Origin of the sequence: Frankia sp. AiPs1 (assembly GCF_023716945.1) — a bacterium.
Classification (GTDB): domain Bacteria; phylum Actinomycetota; class Actinomycetes; order Frankiales; family Frankiaceae; genus Frankia.
Map to the genome: position 1 here is coordinate 1 of NZ_JAMQQF010000015.1, position 20,288 is coordinate 20,288.

Annotated in this window: 17 protein-coding genes; 3 read left to right on the forward strand and 14 right to left on the reverse strand. The window is 72.4% G+C overall.

Going from position 1 to position 20,288, the window contains the following annotated elements; genetic code table 11:
* A partial coding sequence (locus tag ND748_RS03630; protein ID WP_251744023.1) for a CoA transferase occupies positions 1 to 175 on the reverse strand: 175 nt, incomplete at its 3' end.
* Between the two features lie 520 nt (positions 176 to 695).
* Entirely contained in the window at positions 696 to 2,381 is a 1,686-nt protein-coding gene (locus ND748_RS03635; protein ID WP_251743985.1) for an NAD(P)/FAD-dependent oxidoreductase, read from the reverse strand.
* Positions 2,382 to 2,641: 260 nt separating this feature from the next.
* On the opposite strand from ND748_RS03635, the gene ND748_RS03640 reads away from it, so the two are divergent.
* Both ND748_RS03640 and ND748_RS03645 read left to right on the forward strand, forming a co-directional pair.
* Positions 2,642 to 3,091, forward strand: coding sequence for a nuclear transport factor 2 family protein (locus ND748_RS03640; protein WP_251743987.1), 450 nt, complete (start codon positions 2,642 to 2,644; stop codon positions 3,089 to 3,091).
* Positions 3,092 to 3,267: 176 nt separating this feature from the next.
* Positions 3,268 to 4,710, forward strand: a complete 1,443-nt coding sequence (locus ND748_RS03645) for an FAD-dependent oxidoreductase (RefSeq protein ID WP_251743988.1) — start codon at positions 3,268 to 3,270, stop codon at positions 4,708 to 4,710.
* A gap of 83 nt (positions 4,711 to 4,793) precedes the next feature.
* On the opposite strand, the gene ND748_RS03650 is transcribed toward ND748_RS03645, so the two are convergent.
* Entirely contained in the window at positions 4,794 to 6,017 is a 1,224-nt protein-coding gene (locus ND748_RS03650; RefSeq protein ID WP_251743990.1) for an ABC transporter substrate-binding protein, read from the reverse strand.
* Positions 6,018 to 6,872: 855 nt separating this feature from the next.
* Here ND748_RS03650 and ND748_RS03655 point away from each other — a divergent pair.
* The gene (locus ND748_RS03655; RefSeq protein WP_251743991.1) at positions 6,873 to 8,552 is read left to right on the forward strand and encodes a class I adenylate-forming enzyme family protein; all 1,680 of its coding nucleotides are present in this window, start codon (positions 6,873 to 6,875) and stop codon (positions 8,550 to 8,552) included.
* Positions 8,553 to 8,954: 402 nt separating this feature from the next.
* On the opposite strand, the gene ND748_RS03660 is transcribed toward ND748_RS03655, so the two are convergent.
* From ND748_RS03660 to ND748_RS03710, 11 genes are all read right to left on the reverse strand, one after another.
* Entirely contained in the window at positions 8,955 to 10,820 is a 1,866-nt protein-coding gene (locus tag ND748_RS03660) for a bifunctional 3-(3-hydroxy-phenyl)propionate/3-hydroxycinnamic acid hydroxylase (protein WP_251743992.1), read from the reverse strand.
* Between the two features lie 261 nt (positions 10,821 to 11,081).
* Positions 11,082 to 11,279 (reverse strand): ferredoxin, encoded by a 198-nt coding sequence (locus ND748_RS03665; RefSeq protein ID WP_251743994.1) that lies wholly within the window; start codon positions 11,277 to 11,279, stop codon positions 11,082 to 11,084.
* 142 nt (positions 11,280 to 11,421) lie between these two features.
* Positions 11,422 to 12,201, reverse strand: coding sequence for an enoyl-CoA hydratase/isomerase family protein (locus ND748_RS03670; RefSeq protein ID WP_251743995.1), 780 nt, complete (start codon positions 12,199 to 12,201; stop codon positions 11,422 to 11,424).
* A gap of 80 nt (positions 12,202 to 12,281) precedes the next feature.
* Positions 12,282 to 12,911, reverse strand: coding sequence for a cysteine hydrolase (locus ND748_RS03675; RefSeq protein ID WP_251743996.1), 630 nt, complete (start codon positions 12,909 to 12,911; stop codon positions 12,282 to 12,284).
* A 53-nt stretch (positions 12,912 to 12,964) separates the two neighbouring features.
* Complete coding sequence (locus tag ND748_RS03680; protein WP_251743998.1) at positions 12,965 to 14,527, reverse strand: class I adenylate-forming enzyme family protein; 1,563 nt, start codon at positions 14,525 to 14,527, stop codon at positions 12,965 to 12,967.
* Entirely contained in the window at positions 14,524 to 16,068 is a 1,545-nt protein-coding gene (locus ND748_RS03685; protein WP_251743999.1) for a class I adenylate-forming enzyme family protein, read from the reverse strand. The genes ND748_RS03680 and ND748_RS03685 overlap by 4 nt, the downstream gene beginning before the upstream one ends.
* A 171-nt stretch (positions 16,069 to 16,239) precedes the next feature.
* A complete protein-coding gene (locus tag ND748_RS03690; protein ID WP_251744000.1) occupies positions 16,240 to 16,764 on the reverse strand; it encodes an aromatic-ring-hydroxylating dioxygenase subunit beta in 525 nt (174 codons plus the stop codon).
* 59 nt (positions 16,765 to 16,823) lie between these two features.
* Complete coding sequence (locus tag ND748_RS03695; protein ID WP_251744001.1) at positions 16,824 to 18,128, reverse strand: Rieske 2Fe-2S domain-containing protein; 1,305 nt, start codon at positions 18,126 to 18,128, stop codon at positions 16,824 to 16,826.
* Entirely contained in the window at positions 18,125 to 18,763 is a 639-nt protein-coding gene (locus tag ND748_RS03700) for a Zn-ribbon domain-containing OB-fold protein (RefSeq protein ID WP_251744002.1), read from the reverse strand. Before ND748_RS03700 ends, ND748_RS03695 begins: the two co-directional genes overlap by 4 nt.
* Complete coding sequence (locus ND748_RS03705; protein ID WP_374215834.1) at positions 18,760 to 19,926, reverse strand: thiolase family protein; 1,167 nt, start codon at positions 19,924 to 19,926, stop codon at positions 18,760 to 18,762. The genes ND748_RS03700 and ND748_RS03705 overlap by 4 nt, the downstream gene beginning before the upstream one ends.
* Positions 19,926 to 20,201 carry a hypothetical protein gene (locus ND748_RS03710; protein ID WP_251744005.1) on the reverse strand — a complete coding sequence of 92 codons (276 nt, stop codon included), beginning with the start codon at positions 20,199 to 20,201 and terminating at the stop codon, positions 19,926 to 19,928. Before ND748_RS03710 ends, ND748_RS03705 begins: the two co-directional genes overlap by 1 nt.
* Positions 20,202 to 20,288: the final 87 nt, after the last annotated feature.

Genomic DNA, 20,288 nt, shown 5'->3' on the forward strand with positions numbered 1-20,288 from the left:
CCACCGGCTCGGCCGGCACTCCCGGCTTCGGCACGGAACCAGGCCGGGCGACCCGGACCACGTCCGCGCCCAGGTCGGCGAGCATCATCGCCGCGTGCGGGCCGGGGCCGATCCCGGCGAGCTCGACGACCCGGATGCCGGCGAGTGGGCCCGCGGCGCTCGTCGGTTCGGGCAACGCCGTCCCTCCTCCTGGTTCCCGTCCGTGCGCGCCTGGCGCCGAGCGGGTCCGTTGCCCCGGCCTTCGCCCGGGCAGGTCAGTGTCAGGTCAGTGTTCAGCACGGCTCAGCCGAGCTCTTCTGACACTCTGTTTATAGCATCAGTGCCCTGTCGCGAGCATTTTATGATCTTCAATGGGGCGTCGTTCTGGCATCGCCGTCGGAGGTGCCGCCATGGCTCCGGGGTGCGCTGTGGCTCCAGGACGCGTGGAGGCTGCAGGGCGCGCAGTCGGTCGGAGGCCAGCCGCACGGCGCCCGGGCGATGCGGTCCGCCAGTGTGCCGACGACGGACCCGGCGGGGCGCACGTCCTCATCTGCCCACCGTGGGTAGCCGATTGCGGTGCGCTTCGCCCGGTCTGGCCCTGAAGACCGTGCACAACGCACCGCAATCCGACCGGCGAGCAGCCAGCAGGGAGCAGCCAGCAGGCGGCGGCGAGCGGCAGCAACTGACCGTGCTGAACGGAGAGCGTGCGCGTGTGGCTAGGCGCTGAGGGTGAAGCCGGGGTAGCCGTCCGCGGCGACGGCGGCGCAGCGTTTGTGGTAGCGGCCGACCCCGCCGACGTACGGCATGAACACTCGCGGCCGGCCGGGGATGTTGGCCCCCAGGTACCAGGAGTTCGCCTGCGGGTAGAGCGTGCGCGCGGCCGCGGCGTTGACGTCGGCGACCCAGTCGTCCTCGGCGGCGGGGTCCGCCTCGATCGTGGCCAGTCCGTGGGCGTCGAGGTGGGCCAGGCAGTCGCCGATCCAGTCGACGTGCTGCTCCAGGGAGACGAACGCGTTGGAGATCACCGAGGGGCTCCCGGGGCCCGCCACGACGAACAGGTTCGGGAACCCGCTCATCCCCAGCCCCAGGTAGGTGCGCGGCCCGTGCGCCCAGTGGTCGGCGAGCCGGCGCCCGCCGCGGCCGCGGATGTCCATCGCCAGCAGCGCCCCGGTCATGGCGTGGAAGCCGGTGGCGTAGACGAGGGTGTCCAGCTCGTGCACCCGCCCACCGGCCCGCACCCCGGTCTCGGTGAGCTCGGTGATCGGGTCGCGGCGGACGTCGACGAGGGTGACGTTGTCGCGGTTGAACGTGTCGTAGTAGTCGGTGTCGACGCAGATCCGCTTCGTGCCGATCGGATGGTCGGTCGGCGACAGGGTCGCGGCGATCTCGGGATCGCGCACGATCTGGCGGATCTTGTCGCGGACGTAGCCGGCGGCGAGGTCGTTGGCAGCCGGGTCGAAGATGAGGTCGTCGAAGGCGGCCATGTACTCGAAGCCACCCAGCCCCCAGCGCGCCGAGAACTCCCGGTCGCGTTCCTGCGCCGAGACGGCGACGGCGTGGACGCGGTTCTGGCGCAGCAGCATCCCGCCGAAGGAACGCCGGGCCCGTTCGCGGTACTCGGCGTAGTGCGCCTTGCGCTCGCGGGCCAGCTCCGCGTCCAGCGGCACGTTCAGCCCCTGGACGCTGAAGTTCGCGCTGCGCTGGAACACGGTCAGGTGGCCCGCGACCTGGGCGATGAGCGGGATGCACTGGATGCCCGAGGCGCCGGTGCCGACGACCCCCACCCGCTGGCCGGCCAGCTCGACGTCCTCGGCCGGCCAGGTCGCGGTGTGCAGGACGCGCCCGGCGAAACGGTCGGCTCCCGGGAGGTCGGGGACGTTCGGCACGGACAGGCAGCCGGTCGCCATCACGCAGAACCGGGCGCGCAGCCGCTGGCCGCGGTCGGTGGTGACCCGCCAACGCCCGGCGCCCTCGTTACCCCCGGCGCCCTCGCTGCCCTCGGCGCCCTCGTCGAACGTCACCGACGTGATCCGGGTGCCGAACACGATGTCGCGGCGCAGGTCGAAGCGGTCGGCCACGTGCCGGGCGTAGGCGAGCATCTCCGCCTGCTCGGGGAAACGCCGGCTCCACTGCCAGTCCTGCTGGAGCTCCTCGGAGAAGGAGTACGAGTACTCCAGGCTCTCGATGTCGCAGCGGGCGCCCGGGTAGCGGTTCCAGTACCAGGTGCCGCCGACGTCGTCGGCCGCGTCGTAGGCCCGCACCCGCAGCCCCTGGCCGCGCAGCCGGTGCACCGCGTACATGCCGGCGAAGCCCGCGCCGACGATCAGGACGTCGAGGTCCTCGACCACGCCGCCGGGGAAGTCGCTGCGTGCGTCGCCGCCCGCGCGCCGTTCGCCATCCACCACAGTCCTCCCGCCCCGTCGGGGCCGGACGCTAGCCCGAATCTGACGGTCGCGTCAATATCGGTGGCCGGGTCTGCGGCGGGAGCAAACCTGGGCAGGTGCCCGGCGGCCGTGGCAGTCTAGGAGGCATCTGACGTGCTGTTCACGCCAGCCGCCGCGCGGCCTCCAGCGACCTGCGGGGGCCCGCCCTGGTGCCGCCCGTCCACCCGGCCCGGCCCCGCGTCCCCTGTTCCCGCCGCCCGTCCCGATCGGAGATCCACATGGACAACGCTGAGCTGCGGACCCGCGTCGGCGCCGCCCACCTGCTGGCGTCCTACACCTACTTCGCCGACTCCGGCCGGCTCGACCCGCTGGTGGACCTCTTCCTGCCCGACGCGGTGTTCCGGATCAACGACGACACCAACGTCGGCCGAGAGGCGATCGCAGCCTACTTTCGCAGCGCGGGGGAGAGCTTCCGCTCGGTGGACATCCTCCCGGGCCGCCACCACCTCAGCTCGGTCTACATCGACCCGAACCCGCAGGGCGGTGCCACCACGTACGCCTGCTTCCAGTTCGTCGGCATCCGCGGGGCGGACCACTGGGGCACCTACCGCGACGAGGTCGTCGAGGTCGACGGCGCGTGGCGGTTCGCCCGCCGCCGCGTGACGGTCGAAGGCTTCGCCGTCGACTCGCCGCTGGTTGCCGCCGGCAGCCGCGGGTCGGGTGGGTGACCTCGACGCGCCGACACCGGCGGTTCGAACCGATCGGTCGACCCGCCGGCCGGTGTCATCGGAGGATCGTGCCTGTGATCCTGTCCAGTGGCACGCGTCGGCTGGTCGAGGGCGTGTCCGTGCGGTCGCCCGGCAGGGATCTGGCCGGGTTGCCGTCCGTCTGAAGGAGTCGCCGTATGGCCGATGATGCCGTGAACGCCCCCCTGACCGTTGCCGTGATCGGTTCCGGTCCGGCGGGCTTCTACACCGCAGGGGCATTGCTGGAGCAGTCCGGCGTGCCGGTCCGGGTGGACCTCTACGAGCGGCTGGCCACGCCCTGGGGCCTGGTGCGGGCCGGGGTGGCGCCGGACCATCCGAAGATCAAGGCGGTGTCGTCGGTGTACGCGGCGACCGCGGCCGACGAGCGCTTCCGCTTCTTCGGCAACGTCGAGGTGGGTCGACACGTCTCCCGTGCGGAGCTGGTCGAGCGCTACGACGCGGTGGTGTACACGGTGGGCGCCCAGGGCGAACGGCGCCTCGGCATTCCCGGCGAGGACCTGCCGGGTAGCGTGCCCGCGGTGGACGTGGTGGGCTGGTACAACGGCCATCCCGACTTCGCCGACCGGGCTCCCGACCTGTCCGGCCGGCGCGCGGTGGTGATCGGGGCCGGCAACGTGGCGCTCGACGTGGCGCGGATCCTGTGCTCCCCGGTCGAGCGACTGGCCGCGACCGACATCGCCGACCACGCCCTCGACGCCCTGCGCACCAGCGCCATCGAGCAGGTCGTGGTGGTGGGCCGGCGTGGGCCGGCGCAGGCGGCGTTCACCACCGCCGAGCTGCGCGAGCTGCCGGAGTTCACCGGGGCGGCGGTGGAGGTCGACTCCGCCGAGGTCGCCGAGCAGCCCGGCGAGGAGAAGCTGTCGCGGCTGATCCGGCGCAATCTGGCCGTGCTGCGCGACTACGCCGCGGCCCTGCCCTCGCAGCCGTCGCACGCGTCGCAGCCGTCACGTACGTCGCAGCCGTCATTGGCGGCCGGGACGCGGCACCTGGCGCTGCGATTCCTGCGGTCCCCGGTGGAGATCCGCGGGGAGGACCGGGTGGCCGAGGTGGTGTTCGCCCGCAACCGGCTGGAGGTGGACGCCGAGGGCTGGGTCAGCGCCGTCGACACCGGCGAGCGGGAGGTGATCGCGGCCGACCTGGTGGTGCGGGCGGTGGGCTACAAGGGCCTGCCGCTGGTGGGCCTGCCGTTCGACGAGCGCCGCGGGATCATCCCCAACGACGCCGGGCGGGTCGCCGGGGCGGACCGCGAGTACGTGGCCGGCTGGATCAAGCGCGGTCCGACCGGGATCATCGGGACGAACCGCAAGTGTGCCGTGGAGACGGTTGCCACGCTGCTGGCCGACGTCGCCGCGGGCCGGCTGGGGCGTCATCCGGGGGCCGGCGGCGTCGACCCGGTGGGCGAGAACGAGTCCTGGCTGCGCGAGCGCCAGCCCGACCTGGTGACGGAGGCCGGCTGGCGGCTCATCGACGCGGCGGAGCGGGCGTCCGGGGAGCCGGTGGGCCGGCCGCGGGTGAAGCTGACCACGCTCGACGCGCTCGTCGACACCGCGCTCACCCGCACCCGCACCCTGACCGGCTGACCGGCCGGCTCCGGTCCCGCCGGGCAACGGCGGGACCGGAGCGGAGCGGGGCGGGGTCGGTCAGCGGCGGACTGCCGTCGGGATCAGTTCTCCACGCAGACGGGCTTGTCCCCCTTGGGGGTCGTCAGCTTGCCGCCGACAACCTTGGCATACCAGTTGCAGGCGCCGACCTCGTTGGGCTGGCCCTTCGCGAACTTCAACGGCGGCGACCACTCGCCGAGGGACTGGCCGTTCAGCGCGTACAACCCGTCGAGGATCTCGGCGCTGGTGGGCGTCGCCGAGACGTTCTTCGCCGCGGCGGCGAAGAACAGCCCCGCCTGCCAGCCGCGGCTGGCGAAGCCGTCCGGGTCGTTCTTGGTGTACTGCTTCAGCGCGGCGGTGAAGTCGGCCAGGTAGGGCTTGTCGCCGAACCACAGCGGGGCCCCGGAGGTCAGCCACGCGCCCTCGCTGGCCGGCTGGATGAGGTTGGGCTGGAACACGCCGCCGGAGAAGATGTAGGTCGGCTGGTAGCGCTGCGTCGAGCAGTCCTTGATGAGCCGCTCGGTGACCTGGGCGGGCACGTTCGTGATGACGGCCTTCACGCCCGCGCTGCGCAGCGACAGGCACTGCGAGGTGTAGTTCGGCGCCGAGGCCGAGGCGGTCTGCACGCCCGCCGAGGCGACCCCGAGGCGGGCGGAGATGCCGGAGATCAGGCCGTTGGCCTCCGCGCACGCGGCCTGCTCGGCGCAGACGACGGTGCCGAACTTCGGCGCGCCGGCGAGCTTCACGCTGTACACCTCGCCGGTGAGGTAGCCCAGCGAGTTCGACGTCGCGGCGAAGAACATCGGCGACTTGCCGTACTGCGCCGTCGTGGTGATTCCGCCGATGACGGGGATGTTGTGCTGCTCGACGTAACTGCGCCAGGAACCGTCGGTGGCGCCGGCGAAGTTGCCGACGAGCGCGAGGACCTTGTCCTGCTCGACGAGCTGGTGGACGGCGGCGATCGACTTCGTCGGGTCGCCCTGGTCGTCCCGGCTGATCACCTCGACCGGGTGGCCGGCGATACCGCCGTGCGCGTTGACCCACTTGGACCAGGCGACGAGGGCGTCGAGCCCGCGCTGGTTCTGCGGGCCGAAGGCGCCGCTGTACAGGCCGACGTTACCGATCTTCAACGGTGTTCCGGTGGGTGCCGGCGTCGCGGCGGTGGTGGGCGGGGCGTCGGCTTTCGCCCCGCCATCGCTGCTGCCCCCGCAGGCCGACACGGTGAGTAATAAAGCGGCGAAGGCTGCGATACAGCCGGACAGGGTCCGTCGTCGCCTCGGTGCCATCGGTGTATCCCCTTGTCTGGTGTGTTCGACCGGTGGAACCGACGGTGGTCGGAGTGCGACCGGTCGATCGCCATGATGGTTTATCAATGCAGTCGCGAGGGCGCTCGCCAGCTCGCGCAGGCGCCGTGAATCCCGCCGGTCCGCCTGCGGGAGCCGCATCCTCCCGCTTACTTGTTCTGACGTCAATGTCACACCGGGGCGGAGGCGCGGGTGCGCCACGGCTCGGCGCGTCGGCGGCCGAACGTGCCTGCCGGTCGGCGGCCGACGGAACGCGCCGGCATCCCAACCATCGGGACAGGCGCCGTCACCAGGCCAGATCGAGCATGGAACGAGCATCGCCCCGGGGGCCTCGCCTGGCCGCGCGCCGCGTCGCACCGGGCTGCTCCGCGGCGACGGAGCAGGGCGGTCCGAGGCCGGAAGTGCGAGCCAATGATCCTTTCCTGGGGGCGTCGGTGTTTCGTATTTCCGGGCGCGCTATTCGCAGTAGCTGGTATCGCGAGCCTTTTGCGCGGTCGGGCGCCGCGGCTCGGTGCACCCGGCGTCCATCGGGCTCGCGGTGAAGGCCGCAGGCGAATCGTCGCGGTCCGAACGGAATCGGCCGGTGCTCGGCAATATGCCCGTTTCGGCCCCGCGGGGCGTCGGTTCTCGATATCTTTCGATTACGGAGAGCGACTCCTGTGGTCGGACTGAAGACCGAGACCGACGCGGTTGCGGCCCGCGGCGGCCGGCGAACTTTCCCGATCCTGCTGATTGCTGTAGACACAGTGTCAGATGTCGCGGTGTCAGATGCCGTGGTTATGCGGCGTCTCGCGGGCTGTGCCGCGAGGGGTCCGGACGGGTGGGGAGGCCAGGTCGATGAGCTCTGCTGACGCGTCGCTGCGGCAGTGGTGGGAGCTGGTGGAAGCGCGGGCCGCGGCAACGCCCGACCTGCCGATGCTGGTGGACAACCACGACCGCCGGATCAGCTTCGGCGAGTTCCGCGAGCTCGCCCTGCGCCTCGCCGCCGGCCTGGCCGCGACGGGGGTCGGCGCCGGCAGCCAGGTGAGCTGGCAGCTGCCGACCACCATCGAGAGCGCGGTGCTGATGAGCGCGCTGTCCCGCCTGGGTGCGGTGCAGAACCCGATCATCCCCCTGCTGCGCGAGGCCGAGGTCGACTTCATCGTCGAGCAGCTCGACACGACCCTGCTGATCGTCCCGGCGGTGTTCCGCGGCTACGACTACCGGCCGATGGCCGAGACCATCGCTGCCCGGCGCGGCCTGCGCACGATGGTCTGCGACCCCTACCTGCCGCCGGACCCGGCGACGGCTCGGCTGACCGGCCCGCCGGTGGACACGGACTGGTTCGCCGACTTCCCGCTGCCGCTCGGGGATCCCGCGACCCTCCCGCCGCCGCCACCCCCGCCGACCGGCAACGCCGACGCCGACGTGCGCTGGGTCTTCTACTCCTCGGGCACCACGGGCTTCCCCAAGGGAGCCCGCCACACCGACGCCTCCGTCATCGCCGGGTCGAACTCGATGGTGTCCCAGCTCGGGTTCGACGAGACCGACGTCGCCTCCATCGCCTTCCCGATCGCCCACATCGGCGGGTCGAGCGTGCTGTCGCTGGGCCTGCGGACGGCCTGCAAAGTCGTGCTCGTCGACATCTTCGACCCCCGCACGGCCCCGCTGGCGCTGGCGCGGCACGGCTCGACGATGCTCGGCAGCGCCGCGCCGCACTTCCATGCCTACTTCAACGCGCAGGCCGCCTTCAACGCGCAGGCCGCCTCCGACCCGCAGGCCCACGGCCCCGAGCGGCTGTTTGCCCGGCTGCGGTTCTTCATGGCCGGCGGGGCGCCGAGCGAGCCCGGGATGCACGACCGCGCCATCGCGGAACTCGGCGGCGACGGTCTGATGAACGGCTGGGGCCTGACCGAGTTCCCGATGGCCGGCTACCCGTCGCCCGGCGATCCGCCCGAGCGGCTGCGCACTGCCGCCGGCCGCCCGGGCCCCGGCGTGCGGATCAGCGTCCGCGGCCCCGACGGCATGGAGGTCGCGCGGGGCGAGGAGGGCGAGCTGTGCATCGCCGGCCCGCAGCTGTTCACCGGCTACGTCGACGCCGCCCTCGACGTCGAGGCCTTCACGCCCGACGGCTACTTCCACACCGGTGACCTGGGCATCCACCACCCCGAGGGCTGGCTGTACATCACCGGGCGGCTCAAGGACGTCATCGTTCGCAACGCCGAGAACATCTCCGCGCTCGAGGTGGAGAACGTCCTGCTGACCCATCCCGGCATCGCCGAGGTGGCCGTCGTCGGACTGCCCGACCCGCGCACCGGCGAGCGGTGCGCCGCGTTCGTGGTGCCGGCCGCCGGCGCGGGCCCGCTCGCCCCGCTCGCCCCGCTCACCCTGCCCGATCTGGCCGCCTTCTGCCGCGAGAAGGGCCTGGCCGTCTACAAGACGCCCGAGCGGCTGGAACTCCTCGACGCCATCCCCCGCAACGCGATGGGCAAGGCCCTGAAGAAGCAGCTACGGGAGTCCGTCACCGCCGGTTCGTAGCCCGTCCGCGGCGGCGGGCCCCGCCCCCGGATCCAACGGGGCACATCAGTACGCACAGATCTCCACACCCCGCCACACCGATCCAGCCCGATCCGAAAGGATCAACGCCCTGACCTGGGCGGTTGCATCACCGCCGGACCGCTGCAACGATCATCCCGCAGACTATCCAGGCGGCCCCGCTGACCTGCAGCTTTACCATGGGGGCGGTCCGTGATCATCCCTAGAGGGATCGCAACATGAGGGTCACATGCGGAGCGATAAGCACCCCGGTCCGTGATCATCCCTAGAGGGATCGCGACCGCGTGTGGGCATCCGGGTTCTCAGACACACGAGCCGGCGGCGTAGACGCGACCGGCCGGTGGCCGTCCCGGAAAGGACGGCCGCCGGCCGGTGACGCGGGAATCAGAAACGTGGGCTGGCCGTGGGTGGCGCGACCGGGCCCGTGCTGTCGCCGCTGATGGCGGCCGGCGGCACGGGCACTCCCAGCAGGGTGCGCAGCCGCCGCGTCGTCACCTCCAGCTCCGCGGCCGGGCAGACCGCCAGCACGTACCGGTCCGGGCGCAGGATGATGATCTCGTCGGCGGGGCGGCCCAGGCGCAGATCCCGGAACGCCCCGTCGATGTCGCGCACCAGCAGCGACCCGGTCCGCGGGTCCGTGGGCGTGCCCGGCGCCCGATCATTCGAGGCACCGGTGCCGATCCCGCCGGTCGACCTGGTCGGGGCCTCGCCCGCGGTGGTCGAGGTGGCCTCGGTGGAGGTGGTCGCGGTGGAGGTGGTCGCGGTGGTCGGCGTGGTCGTCTTGGTTGAGGGGGGCGGGGGGGTTGCGGTGGCGGCGCTGTCCTCGGCGGGTGCGCCGCGCCGCGCGGTGCGGGCCGGGTCGACCCGGATGGTCAGCGCGCCCAGCGCCTGCCAGAACGCCAGACCCTCCGCGGACAGCGCAGCGACCGGGTCGCGCCCGATGCCGATGACGGCGAACGACGACCCGACGACGTCGTCGAGCTTCATCCGCAGCCGGTCGGCGGTCTCCACCGACGGCTGGCCGAACATCCGGCCCACCGGGGAGCCCTTGTCCGGGGCCGCCGGGGTCAGGACCGCGCCCTCGGTGTAGCGGGGCAGCGGCTTGTACTTCATCTGCAGGATGTAGTCCCGGGCCCCGGGGATGCGCTGGACGCCGACGAAGAACGCGTCGCGCACCCGTTCGGTGAGTCGGTTGCGCGGCTCGTACATCGCGCCGACCCGGGTGGCGAAGGAGACCATGGTCTCGGCGTGGGCGCGCCGCTCGGCGTCGTAGGTGTCGAGGAGGCGTTCGTCGGCGCGGCCGGCGAGCACCGCGGCGAGCTTCCAGCCGAGGTTCGTCGCGTCCCGGATCCCGGAGTTCATCCCCTGGCCGAAGAACGGCGGCTGCAGGTGGGCGGCGTCGCCGGCGAGGAACACCGGGCCGACCTGGAAGGTCGTGGCGATGCGGGAGTGGTGCCAGTAGATCCGCCGCCGGGAGATCCGCGGCATCGGCGTGTCCTTGTAGAGCCGGGCGAGCAGGCCCATGACGACCTCGTCGGTCACCATCTGCTCGTCGGTCTCGTCGGGCAGCAGCTTGAACTCGAAGCGGCGGTGCCCGTAGGGCAGCGGGATCGTCATCGACGGGCGGACCGGGTCGCAGTGCACCGCCGAGTAGGGCGCGTCGAGCTGGTCGTCGGAGACGTCGACCACGAGCCACTTCGACGGGTTCGTCTCGCCCACGAGCTCGACGCCCACGCTGCGGCGCACGAAGCTGCGCCCGCCGTCGGCGCCGACGAGGTAGCGGGCGCTGACCGTGACGTCCTCGCCGTCGCGCGTGCCGGTCAGCACGACGCCGTCGTCGGTGCGCTCCAGCCCGGTCACCTCCGTGTCGGCGTACAGCCGCACACCGGGGAAGCGGTCGAGCCCGCGGCGCAGCGTCGCCTCCATCAGCGGCTGGAAGAACAGGTTGCGCCGCGGCCAGCCGAACGGCTGCCCACTGGGCCCCACGTGCGCGAGGACTTTGCCCTGCGAGTTGTGGTAGCGGATCGGCGCGTTCTGAATGCAGTCGGCGAGCACCTCGTGAACCAGGCCGACAGCCTGGAACGTCCTCAACGACTCGTCGTCCACAGCGACGGCCCGCGGATAGTCGATGACCCCGGACTCCCGGTCGAGCACCACGGTGCTCACCCCGTAGGTGCCCAGCAGGTTGGACAGCGTCACCCCGCACGGTCCCGCGCCGACGATCGCCACATCGGCCGATTCCCTGATCATTACCGTCTCCTCGTTCCTGCCCGGAGGGGATCGCCATCGTGGTGCCGTGGCGGCTGCCTCGCCGTCCTGCCCGTGGTCGCGGTCCTGCCCGTCGTCGGCGTCCTGCCCGGGTCGCTACTGTTCCGCCATTGTCGTGCTTTCCGACATTGTCGTGCTTTCTGCCGGTGCCGTGCCTTCTGTTGCTGTCGTGCTCCCTGGTTGCAGTCGTGCTCTGTTGCTTTCGTGCTTTCCGAGCCTCGCCTGCCGATCCGGTCCGCCCGGTCAGTCGGCCAGCACGGAGATGGCCTGCTGGGGGCAGGCGGCGACGCCGCGGCGGGCGTCGTCCTCGGCGCCGGCGGGCACGGTGACGTCACCGCTGAGCGCGGTGAAGCCGTCGTCGTCGAGCGGGTACAGCTCCGGGTTCACCAGGTAGCACTGGCCGTGGCCGGAGCATTCCGGCTGCTCCATGTGGATACGCATGCGTTCGTCGTCCTCGTCGGCTGGGATTCGGGGTCGGCTGGGATTCGGGGTGGCTGGACTGCGGGGTCGGCTGGGATTCGGGGTTGGCCGGGGCTCGGGGTTGGCCAGCCGGCCAGCCGGCCGAGTCTGGTCACGGGCGCGGTCAGCGGAAGCGGGGCTTGCGCTTCACGTTCGGCGGGACGGGGCTGCCGCCGCGGTTGCCGCGCTGGGTGTACGACAGCCCGGCCCGCTGGGCCAGCGACGGGGTCATGTCCAGGGACTCCCAGATCGCGCGGATGGTCCCCTGGATGGCCTCCGGGCGGCGCGCGGCAATCTCGGCGGCGAGCTCCGCGGCCCGCGGCCAGAGCTGCTCGCGGGGCACCACCTCGGTGACGATACCCAGCCGCAGGGCCGTCTCGGCGGTGAGTCGCTCGTCGTTGCCGAGCAGCGCCCAGCGCAGCACGTCGCCCAGCGGGATGTTGCGGGCCAGCATCCCGATCGGCTCCAGCGCGGAGACGAGGCCGCCGTTGGCATGTGGGTCGAAGAAGGTGGCGTCCTCGGAGCAGATGATGATGTCCGACTCGTTCAGGAAGTACATGGCGCCACCGGCGGCGATGCCGTGCACCGCGGTGATCACCGGCTTCCAGACGAACTGCTTGCGCGGGCCGAGGCGGACCCCGGGGTCCTCCTGGTTCCACAGGTTCTGGTCGTTCCACCAGGGGCCCTCCTGGATGTCCAGCCCCGTGCAGAAGGCGCGCTCGCCGGCGGCGCGCAGGATGGCGACGCGGACGTCGTCGTCGTCGCGGACCTCGGCCCAGACCGCCTCCATCTCCAGCGTCATCGTCTCCGTGAAGGAGTTGAGCCGCTCGGGGCGGTTGAGGGTGATGGTCGCGACGTGGTCGTCGACCTCGTACAGGACGGTCGTGAGGTCCTTGAGCGGCATGAATGTTCCTCGTGAGTGGCGAGCCGGCTGAACTGGCTGGGCTGGCTGGGCTGGATCCGGTGGGGGAGTGGTTCGCAGGATCAGGGGCTGGCGTCCCAGCCGCCGGCGCCCGCCTTCAGTTCGGTCACCACCTCGTCGACGGTCGTGATCCTCGTGACCATGGCCAGGAAGTTGTCGAGCATGAACCGGTGGGTCTCGGCGGAGGCGCCCGCGGTGGCGTCTTCGGGCAGCACCACGTGGTAGCCGCGGTTGACCGCCTCCAGCACGAGACCCGGGATCGCGACGTTCGTCGACACCCCGGCGACGACCACGACACGGGTGTCGGTCAGGCGCAGCATCGCGTCGAGGTCGGTGCCGTAGAACGCGGTGAGCCCCGTCGCGCGGCTGCTGACCAGGTCGCCCTCGCGGGGGGTCACCGGCTCGGGGACCTCGACGTCCACGCTGCCGGCGATCATCGTCCGGCGTTTGATCGCCATCGCGGACAGCGCCGAGTTCGCGCGCAGGCCGACCAGGTCCGGCCGGTGCTCGATGATGGCGTGCACCACCGGCAGGCCGGCGGCGCGAAACGCCTCCGCGAGCACGCCGATGCGGGCGCCGACGTCCCGGGACTCGGCCTGCTCGGCGAGCGCCGGCAGCCGGCTCACCGCCGGATCGACGATGCCGCGTTGGAACTCGCTGATGACCAGCGCCGGCCGGCCGATGATGAGCATGCTGATCGTCCTCTCCGCAGGAACTTCGGGGCCTCGCGCCCGCTTCCGACTTCTCAGACGCCGATGCGCCGGCGCAGGTCGGGCAGGGTGACCTTGCCCATCGCGTTGCGCGGCAGCGCCTCGACGATCTCGAGCCGCTCCGGGAGCTTGCGCTTGTTCAGGCCGCCGGCGAGCAGGTGCTCGCAGAGCTGGGACAGCGTCGGCGGCGCGGTGGCGTCCGCGGGCACGACCACGGCGCAGACCCGTTCGCCGGTCACCGGATCCGGCACGCCGAGCACCGCCACGTCGGCGACCCCGGGATGCACGGCCAGCGGCTCGGCGACCTCCCGGGCGGAGATGTTCTCCATGTTCCGGATGATCACCTCCTTGAGTCGGCCGGTGACGGTGAGATAGGACCGTTCGTCGACGAAGCCGAGATCGCCGGTGCGGAAGAAGCCGTCGGCGTCGAACGCCTCGGCGTCGAGTGCGGCGTCGACGTAGCCGAGCATGAGCTGCGGGCCGCGGACCCGGATCTCCCCGGACTCCCCGGGGTCGGCGCGTGATCCGTCCGGGCGCACGACGATGACCTCGGCGCCCACACCGGGCGGACCCTCGGTGCTCGCGTGGTCGGGGTCGGCGTCATCCGCCCGGCCCCAGCACACGTAGGGGCATTCGGTCATCCCGTAGCCCGAGACAACGCCCACCCCGCCGAGGGTGTCGCGGACCTCGGCGTGCAGGCTCGCCGGACGCGGGGAGCCGCCGCAGAGGAACACCCGCGCCCGCGGGAACAGCCGGACGTCCGGGGCGGCGGCCTGGCGGGCGAGGTAGGCCCGGATGAACGGCACCCCGGACCCGACGATCGTCACGCCGTGGGCGGCCAGCAGGTCCGGGGTGCTCGCCGGGTCGAACAACTCCGCGGTCACCAGCGAGCTGCCGCAACGCAGCGCCGTGAGGAGATGGGCGAGGCCGCCGATGTGGGCGATCGGCGCCAGCACCGCGACCCGGTCGCCGGCGGTGACCGCCAGCGCGTCGCTGAACGTGCTGGACGCGGCGAGCAGCGCGCCGTCGGTGTGCCGGGCGCCCTTGGGCGCCGAGGTGGTGCCCGAGGTGTAGAGCAGCCAGCGCACCGCCGCCTGCTGCCCGGACTCGTTCGCCGGGTCCGGGGGGAGGCCGGCGGCCGCGTCGGTGTCACTCAGCGCGGCCACGTCACTCAGCGCGGCCACGTCACTCAGCTCGGCCACCTCGAGGCCCGGCACGTCGGCGGCGACGGCGCGGGCCATGGCGAGGTGGTCGAACCCGCGGAAGCTCGCCGCGACGATGAGCAGCCGGGTGCCGGCCTGCCGGGTGATGAATCCGACCTCGCGCTCGCGCAGCATCGTCACCAGCGGGTTCTGCACCGCGCCGAGCCGGCTGAGCGCCGCTGCGAGCACCATTGTCGAGATCCGGTTCGGCAACTGCCAGGACACGACGTCGCCGCGGCCGAGGCCACGCGCCGCCAGCCCCGCGGCGAGCCGCTCGGCCCGGTCGCGGAACTGCGCGAACGTGACCCGGTCCCCGCCCGCGTCCACCGCGAGCAGGGCGTCGGGTGTCAGCGCCGCCCGCGACCGGGCGAGCTCCCACAGCGACGTCGGGCTCACGGTGATGCGGGCGCGGCAAGCTGCGCCCGTAGCTCCCGCTTGAGGATCTTGCCGGCCGGGCCGAGGGGCATCTCCGGGCGGAACGCGTAGCCGCGCGGCTGCTTGTAGCCGGCGAGCTGCTCGCGGGACAGCGTGCGCAGCTGCCCCTCCAGGTCCTCGGGGGTGATCTCGCCCTTGGGCACCACGACCGCGATCGGGGTCTCGCCCCACTCCGGGTGCGGGACGCCGACGACGGCGACCAGGTCGACGTTCGGGTGCGCGCCGAGTACCCGCTCGATCTCGGCCGGGTAGACGTTGAACCCACCGGAGATGATCATGTCGGTCTTGCGGCCGGCGATGTGCAGGTAGCCGCGCTCGTCGAGGCGGCCCAGGTCACCGGTCCACAAGCCGTCGGGCCGGAAGGTCTCGGCGTTGGCCTCGGGCCGGTTCCAGTAGCCGCGGGCGACCGAGTCGGCCTTGACGACGATCTCGCCGACCTCGCCCCGGGGCAGCTCCGCGCCGTCGTCGCCGACGATGCGGATCTCCGCGTGCGGCGTCTCCTTGCCGCACGAGCCGCGCAGCGCGTCGTCCCCGGCGAAGATCTCCCGGTGATCCTCGGGGGTGAGGATCGTGACCTGCCCGCCGGCCTCGGTGGAGCCGTAGCGCTGCTGCAGGTCGCAACCGAGCTTGCGGGCCGCCTCCTCGGCAAGGCCGGGCGGGGCCGGCGCCGAGCCGTAGCTGATCCGTCGCAGGCTGGACACGTCGATGCCGGGCCGGGCGTCTAGTTCGCGCAGCGTGCGGATCAGCATGGTCGGGATGAACGTGGTCATCGTGACCTTCCACCGCTCGATCGTCGCCAGCACGGCGACGGGGTCGAAGCGGGGATGGATGACCATCGTCTGACCCAGGTACATCCACGACAGCGTCCGGATCATCCCACCCGCGGTGAAGAACGGGGTGGTCGCCAGGAACACGTCGTCGTGGCGGGACTCGGTGGAGATCGTGGTGTCGAGCACCTGGGCGAGCAGGGTGCGGTGCTCGTGCACCACGGCCTTGGGGCGACCGGTCGTCCCGCTGGTGTAGAGCAGCAGGTGGATGTCGCTGTCGGTGAGGTCCGCCGGGGTGGGGTCGGCGTCGCGGCCGGCGGCGAGCGCCTTGGCGTAGTTCACCCCGACCGAGTCCCCGCCGATCTCGATGACGGTGTCCAGGGCGGCCAGCGGCGCCCCGGGCCCGTCGACGTGGTCGGTGTGCACGATGGCCGCCCGCGCCCCGCTGTCGGACAGGACGTAGTCGACCTCCGGCCCGGAGAGCCGGATGTTGATCGGCACGAGCACCAGGCCCGCCTTGGCGAGTCCGTAGGTGATCTCCGGCCACTCCGGGGTGTTGCGCGCGCAGACGGCGACCCGGTCACCCTTGGCCAGCCCCCGCCCGAGCAGGTAGGTGGCGATGCGGTTCGCACGCTGGTCCAGCGACCGCCAGGACAGCTCGGTGTCCTCGTACACCACCGCGGCCTTGTCGGGGTAGCGGCGGGCATTGCGCCGGGCTATGTCGCCGATCAGCATCGTTCCTCGCAACTCGGGCGGGCGGCGCCGACCGGCGCCGACGCGAGGTCGGGCCGGGGGAGCCGGAATTCGGATCAGGAAGGGCGACCCGGGATCGAACGGGCCGCCCCGAATCGAGGCCGGGCCGCCCCGAATCGAGGACGGACGGCCTCGGATCGAGGCCGGGCCGCCTCAGATCAGGAAGGACATCGTGGAGACGGGCCCGCCGGCGTTGACCAGGTGGACGGTCTTGGCTGCGAGCTTGAGGTCCCCACCGCGTGCCCGGATCCGGTACTCGTAGCGGCCGGCCCAGACGGTCAGGTCGAACCGGTACTCGTAGACCACGAAGTTGCCGGCCACGGTCGTCGTGTCGGCGTCCTGGGCGACGACCTCCAGGTTCGTGATCAGCCGGCGCAGCACCGACGGCGGTGTCTGGGAGTGCCGGTTGCCGGAGTTGAGCTGCGCGACCCGGCTGCGGATCCGGCGGCGGTTGTCGTAGATGTAGGAGACGTTGACCTTCGGGTCGTGGTCGGGGTGCATCGGCACCCAGTACTTGGCGTCGTCGTCCCACAGCGCTTCCCACTCCGAGTACCGCGCCTCGTCGGCGAGGCGGGCCTCGGTGTAGATGAAGGAGGCCAGAGCTGGGTCGACGCCGGCGGCGGGCACGGCGCCGGCGGGCGCCGCGGCGGCGGCGCCGAGGCTGGTGAGGTCGGACATGGTGGGCGGGCTCCCTGCTGCGATGGCGGACGGCTGGCCGGGGTGGTGGACGCGCCCGGTCAGGCGTCAGGGGCGGTGGTGGTCCCGGTGAGCACCTGCGACCAGTGCTTCCACCAGCCGCGCTGCGGGGTTTCGGCCGACTTGTCGTGGTTGACGATGCCGGTCTCGTCGGTGATGTCGGTCTCCTCGCCGCGGCGCAGCACGACCCACTCGGGCGAGCCCGCCGCGAGGCCGAGCTGGTTACGGGCGCCGATCTCGCCGTCGTCGGCGATGAGGAACCCGGCCGGCCCCATGGCACCCTCGGTGCGGCGCAGGGTCTTCTCGTTGACCTCGTCCGCGCCCGGAACGAGGGCGGGCGTGGTGTAGGCGACCGCCCGGCCCGGCCCCAGCGGCTCGACCGTCATGATGTTCATCTCGGCGAGGAACAGGTTCGGGAAGATCAGCGTGTGCGGCGGGCCGACGACGAACGCCCGGTGGGTGTCCTCGACCCCGCGGGCCTCCTCCATGGCGGCCACGTAGTTCGGCAGCTTCTCCCGGCGGATCCGGCCGAACCAGATGAACTCCTCGTCGAGGCGGCTGTACTCCTTGGCGTAGTCGATCTCGGAGTGGCCGTTGCCAAGGTCGCGGACGTACACCTCGACCTTGGACGGGACGTGGGAGACCTTCGCCGGCTTCACCGCGTCGTACACGGAGGCGTGGGTGAACAGCGCGTGGTAGCCGTCCACGTTGTTCTCCATGACCATCTTCCAGTTGCAGCGCATGTCGTGCTTCATCCAGCCGGCGCGCAGGTTCAGCTCGCCGGTGGGGGACAGCGCCAGCAGCCGGTCGAGGGCCACCGTCGACCTGCCGAGGTGCTCGCGCAGGGTGATCGCCGGCGGGTTCAGCGAGGCGAAGACGAAGCCGCCGTAGCTGTCCACGGCCGAGGCCGGCGCGAGCCCCATGGCGTCGCGCACCGCGTGGAAGCTCGACCCGTAGCCGTCGCGCATCGGCACGCCGGTGAGGTGGCCGTCGTTGCTGAACGTCCAGCCGTGGTACGGGCAGCGGAACGACGAGCTGTTGCCGGCGTCGGCGTTGCACAGCCGGTTGCCGCGGTGCGTGCAGCGGTTGGCCAGAACTCGGACCTCGCCGTCCTTGCCGCGCACGACGATCCACGGCTCGCCGGCGATGCGGCGGGTGACGTAGTCGCCGGGCTCCGGGACCTCGCTGTCGTGGGCGACGAACACCCAGCCGTTGCGGAAGATCCGGTCCATCTCCTGGTCGTACACCTCCTGGGAGGTGTAGACGGAGCCGTGGACGCGGTCGGGTTCGACGAGCGCGGCGACGTCCACCTTGCCGACCTGCGCCGACGTGTCCAACTCGGTCATTGTGAGACCTCCGTCTCGGATGGGACTGGTGCGGGGGCGGTGCCGGTTGCCCTGGGCGAGTCGGGGGTGGCGGCGTCGGAGGGTTCGGAGGGTTCGGAGAGTTCGGAGTTACTGAGGGCTGCGGAGTTGCTGAGGGCTGCGGCGGGATCGAGGGCTGCGGCGGGCACCGTCACGCCGCCGACGACCCGAAAGCCGATGGCGACGGGCCGGCCGATCGCGGGCGCCAGCGCCGTGGCGGTAAGCGTGGTCATGATCAGTCGATGCCCGCTGGTGAGCTCGACATCCAGGACAGGGTAGGGCTCGGTGACCCGGACCAGGCCCGGCTCCCGTCGGTGCACGAGGGTGGCTGCATGCACGGTGCCGGCGCGCTCGACCGGGCGCCAGCGGATGTCGGTGGCACCACAGCCGTCGCAGGCCCGCTGCTCCAGCTCGAGGGCCAGCCCGCAGGCCGCGCAGAACGGCAGTGTCAGCTCGCCGGCGGCGGCGCCCGCGTAGAGCGGCGCGAGCGATCCGCCGGCCAGCGGCGCCAGCGCCGCGTCAACCAGCCAGTCCCCGGCGTCCGGCGCATCCGGCGCGCTCGACACATCCGGTTCGTTCGGCGCGGCGGGAACGGCGGTGTCGGTGTTCGGGCTCATCGCGACGGCTCCAGGTCGAGGATCAGGCAGGCGTGGTGGTCGACCCGGCCGCCGATGCCACCGACGAGGGCGGTGCTCGCCCCGGCCACCTGGCGTGCCCCGCCGGCGCCGCGAAGCTGCACCACGGCCTCGGCCAGCGGCGTCATCCCCTGCAGGTAGAACCCGGAAAGCTGGCCGCCGCCGGTGTTGACCGGCAGGTCGCCGCCGGGGGCGGTGGCGCCGGAGCGGACCACCTTGCCCGCCTGTCCGGGCTCGACCAGGCCGTACTCCTCCAGCAGCAGCAGGGTCACCACGCTGAACGGGTCGTAGAGCTCGATGACATCGAGGTCGGCGCGGGTGAGCCCGGCCATCGTCAGCGCGCCGTCGACGGCGGCCCGACCGCCGCCGAACCACGACTCGCCCGGGGCACGCCGCCGGCGCATCGGGTGCGCCTGGCCCATCCCGCGCACGTGGACGCGCGGGGCCGGGCCGGGCGTGGCCTCGCCGCTGACGACGAGGGCGACCGCGCCGTTGACGGGCCGCGCGCAGTCGAGCACGCGTAGCGGGGTCGAGACCATCCGGCTGGCGAAGTAGCCCTCGGCGTCCAGCGGCTTGCGCACGACCGCGTCCGGGTTGCCCAGCGCCCAGGCGCGGGTCGACACGGCCACGGCGCACAGATCCTCGGGGTCACCGCCGGACACCGCGAAGTAACGCGAGGCGAGCAGGGCGTAGGTGGGGACCGAGCCGAGCACGCCACTGGCCCGTTCCAGCCCGCGGGCCCCGTCGTTGCCGCCGCTGTGCGCGTAGGTCGACCCGGACGTGCCGCCCGCGCGCAGCGGCGCGTCGGCGAAAACGCAGACCACGGTCCTGGCCAGGCCCGCCCGGATGGCGAGCACCGCCCGCTGGATCATCGCGACCGCGGTGGCGCCCTTGATCTCCACGTGCTCGAGCAGGCGCAGGTCGCCGAGGCCGCCCTGGCGGGCCAGCGCCACCCCCAGCCGGTCGGGGCGGACCCCCTGACTGGAGTTGACGAGCAGACCGTCGACGTCACGGGTGGTGAGCCCGGCGTCGGTGAGCGCAGCCGCGACGGCCTCGATGGCGAGGTCGACGGGCACGCCGCCGGCCGAAAGCGACATGGATGTCAGACCGAGGCCGACAACCGCGGGCTCCAGGGGCGGGGCCATCAGCTCTGGGCTCCTGGGCCCGCCAGCGCGGAAGGCCGCACGGGGCTGCGCTCATCTCGGTACGCGCCCACCCGCAGCCAGTCCAGCCGGTCCTCGGGCGCGGCCAGGCACAGGCTCGCGAGCTCGATCGGGGACAGCAGGATCGACGCGCCGGTCTCGACGTCCTCCACCAGCAGGCGGGGGGAGTTTCCGTGGCGGTCCACCGAAACTCGCACGGCGGCAAACTCGTTGGTCAGCTCGATGGACTCGAGGCCGTCACGGCGCGGCCGGCTCACCGGTGCCCCTCTCGGTCCGGCCGCCCGCCGGTGGCACCGGCGACGGGCGGACACGCTCCGAGGGATCTGGTGGAGGCGGGACGGCTC

Excerpts from the sequence above, each read along its gene's own strand:
- ND748_RS03640 (WP_251743987.1), top strand. The coding sequence starts at position 2,642 with ATGGACAACGCTGAGCTGCGGACCCGCGTCGGCGCCGCCCACCTGCTG.
- ND748_RS03645 (WP_251743988.1), top strand. The coding sequence starts at position 3,268 with ATGGCCGATGATGCCGTGAACGCCCCCCTGACCGTTGCCGTGATCGGT.
- ND748_RS03650 (WP_251743990.1), bottom strand. The coding sequence starts at position 6,017 with ATGGCACCGAGGCGACGACGGACCCTGTCCGGCTGTATCGCAGCCTTC.
- ND748_RS03655 (WP_251743991.1), top strand. The coding sequence starts at position 6,873 with ATGAGCTCTGCTGACGCGTCGCTGCGGCAGTGGTGGGAGCTGGTGGAA.
- ND748_RS03660 (WP_251743992.1), bottom strand. The coding sequence starts at position 10,820 with ATGATCAGGGAATCGGCCGATGTGGCGATCGTCGGCGCGGGACCGTGC.
- ND748_RS03665 (WP_251743994.1), bottom strand. The coding sequence starts at position 11,279 with ATGCGTATCCACATGGAGCAGCCGGAATGCTCCGGCCACGGCCAGTGC.
- ND748_RS03670 (WP_251743995.1), bottom strand. The coding sequence starts at position 12,201 with ATGCCGCTCAAGGACCTCACGACCGTCCTGTACGAGGTCGACGACCAC.
- ND748_RS03675 (WP_251743996.1), bottom strand. The coding sequence starts at position 12,911 with ATGCTCATCATCGGCCGGCCGGCGCTGGTCATCAGCGAGTTCCAACGC.
- ND748_RS03685 (WP_251743999.1), bottom strand. The coding sequence starts at position 16,068 with ATGCTGATCGGCGACATAGCCCGGCGCAATGCCCGCCGCTACCCCGAC.
- ND748_RS03690 (WP_251744000.1), bottom strand. The coding sequence starts at position 16,764 with ATGTCCGACCTCACCAGCCTCGGCGCCGCCGCCGCGGCGCCCGCCGGC.
- ND748_RS03695 (WP_251744001.1), bottom strand. The coding sequence starts at position 18,128 with ATGACCGAGTTGGACACGTCGGCGCAGGTCGGCAAGGTGGACGTCGCC.
- ND748_RS03700 (WP_251744002.1), bottom strand. The coding sequence starts at position 18,763 with ATGAGCCCGAACACCGACACCGCCGTTCCCGCCGCGCCGAACGAACCG.
- ND748_RS03705 (WP_374215834.1), bottom strand. The coding sequence starts at position 19,926 with ATGGCCCCGCCCCTGGAGCCCGCGGTTGTCGGCCTCGGTCTGACATCC.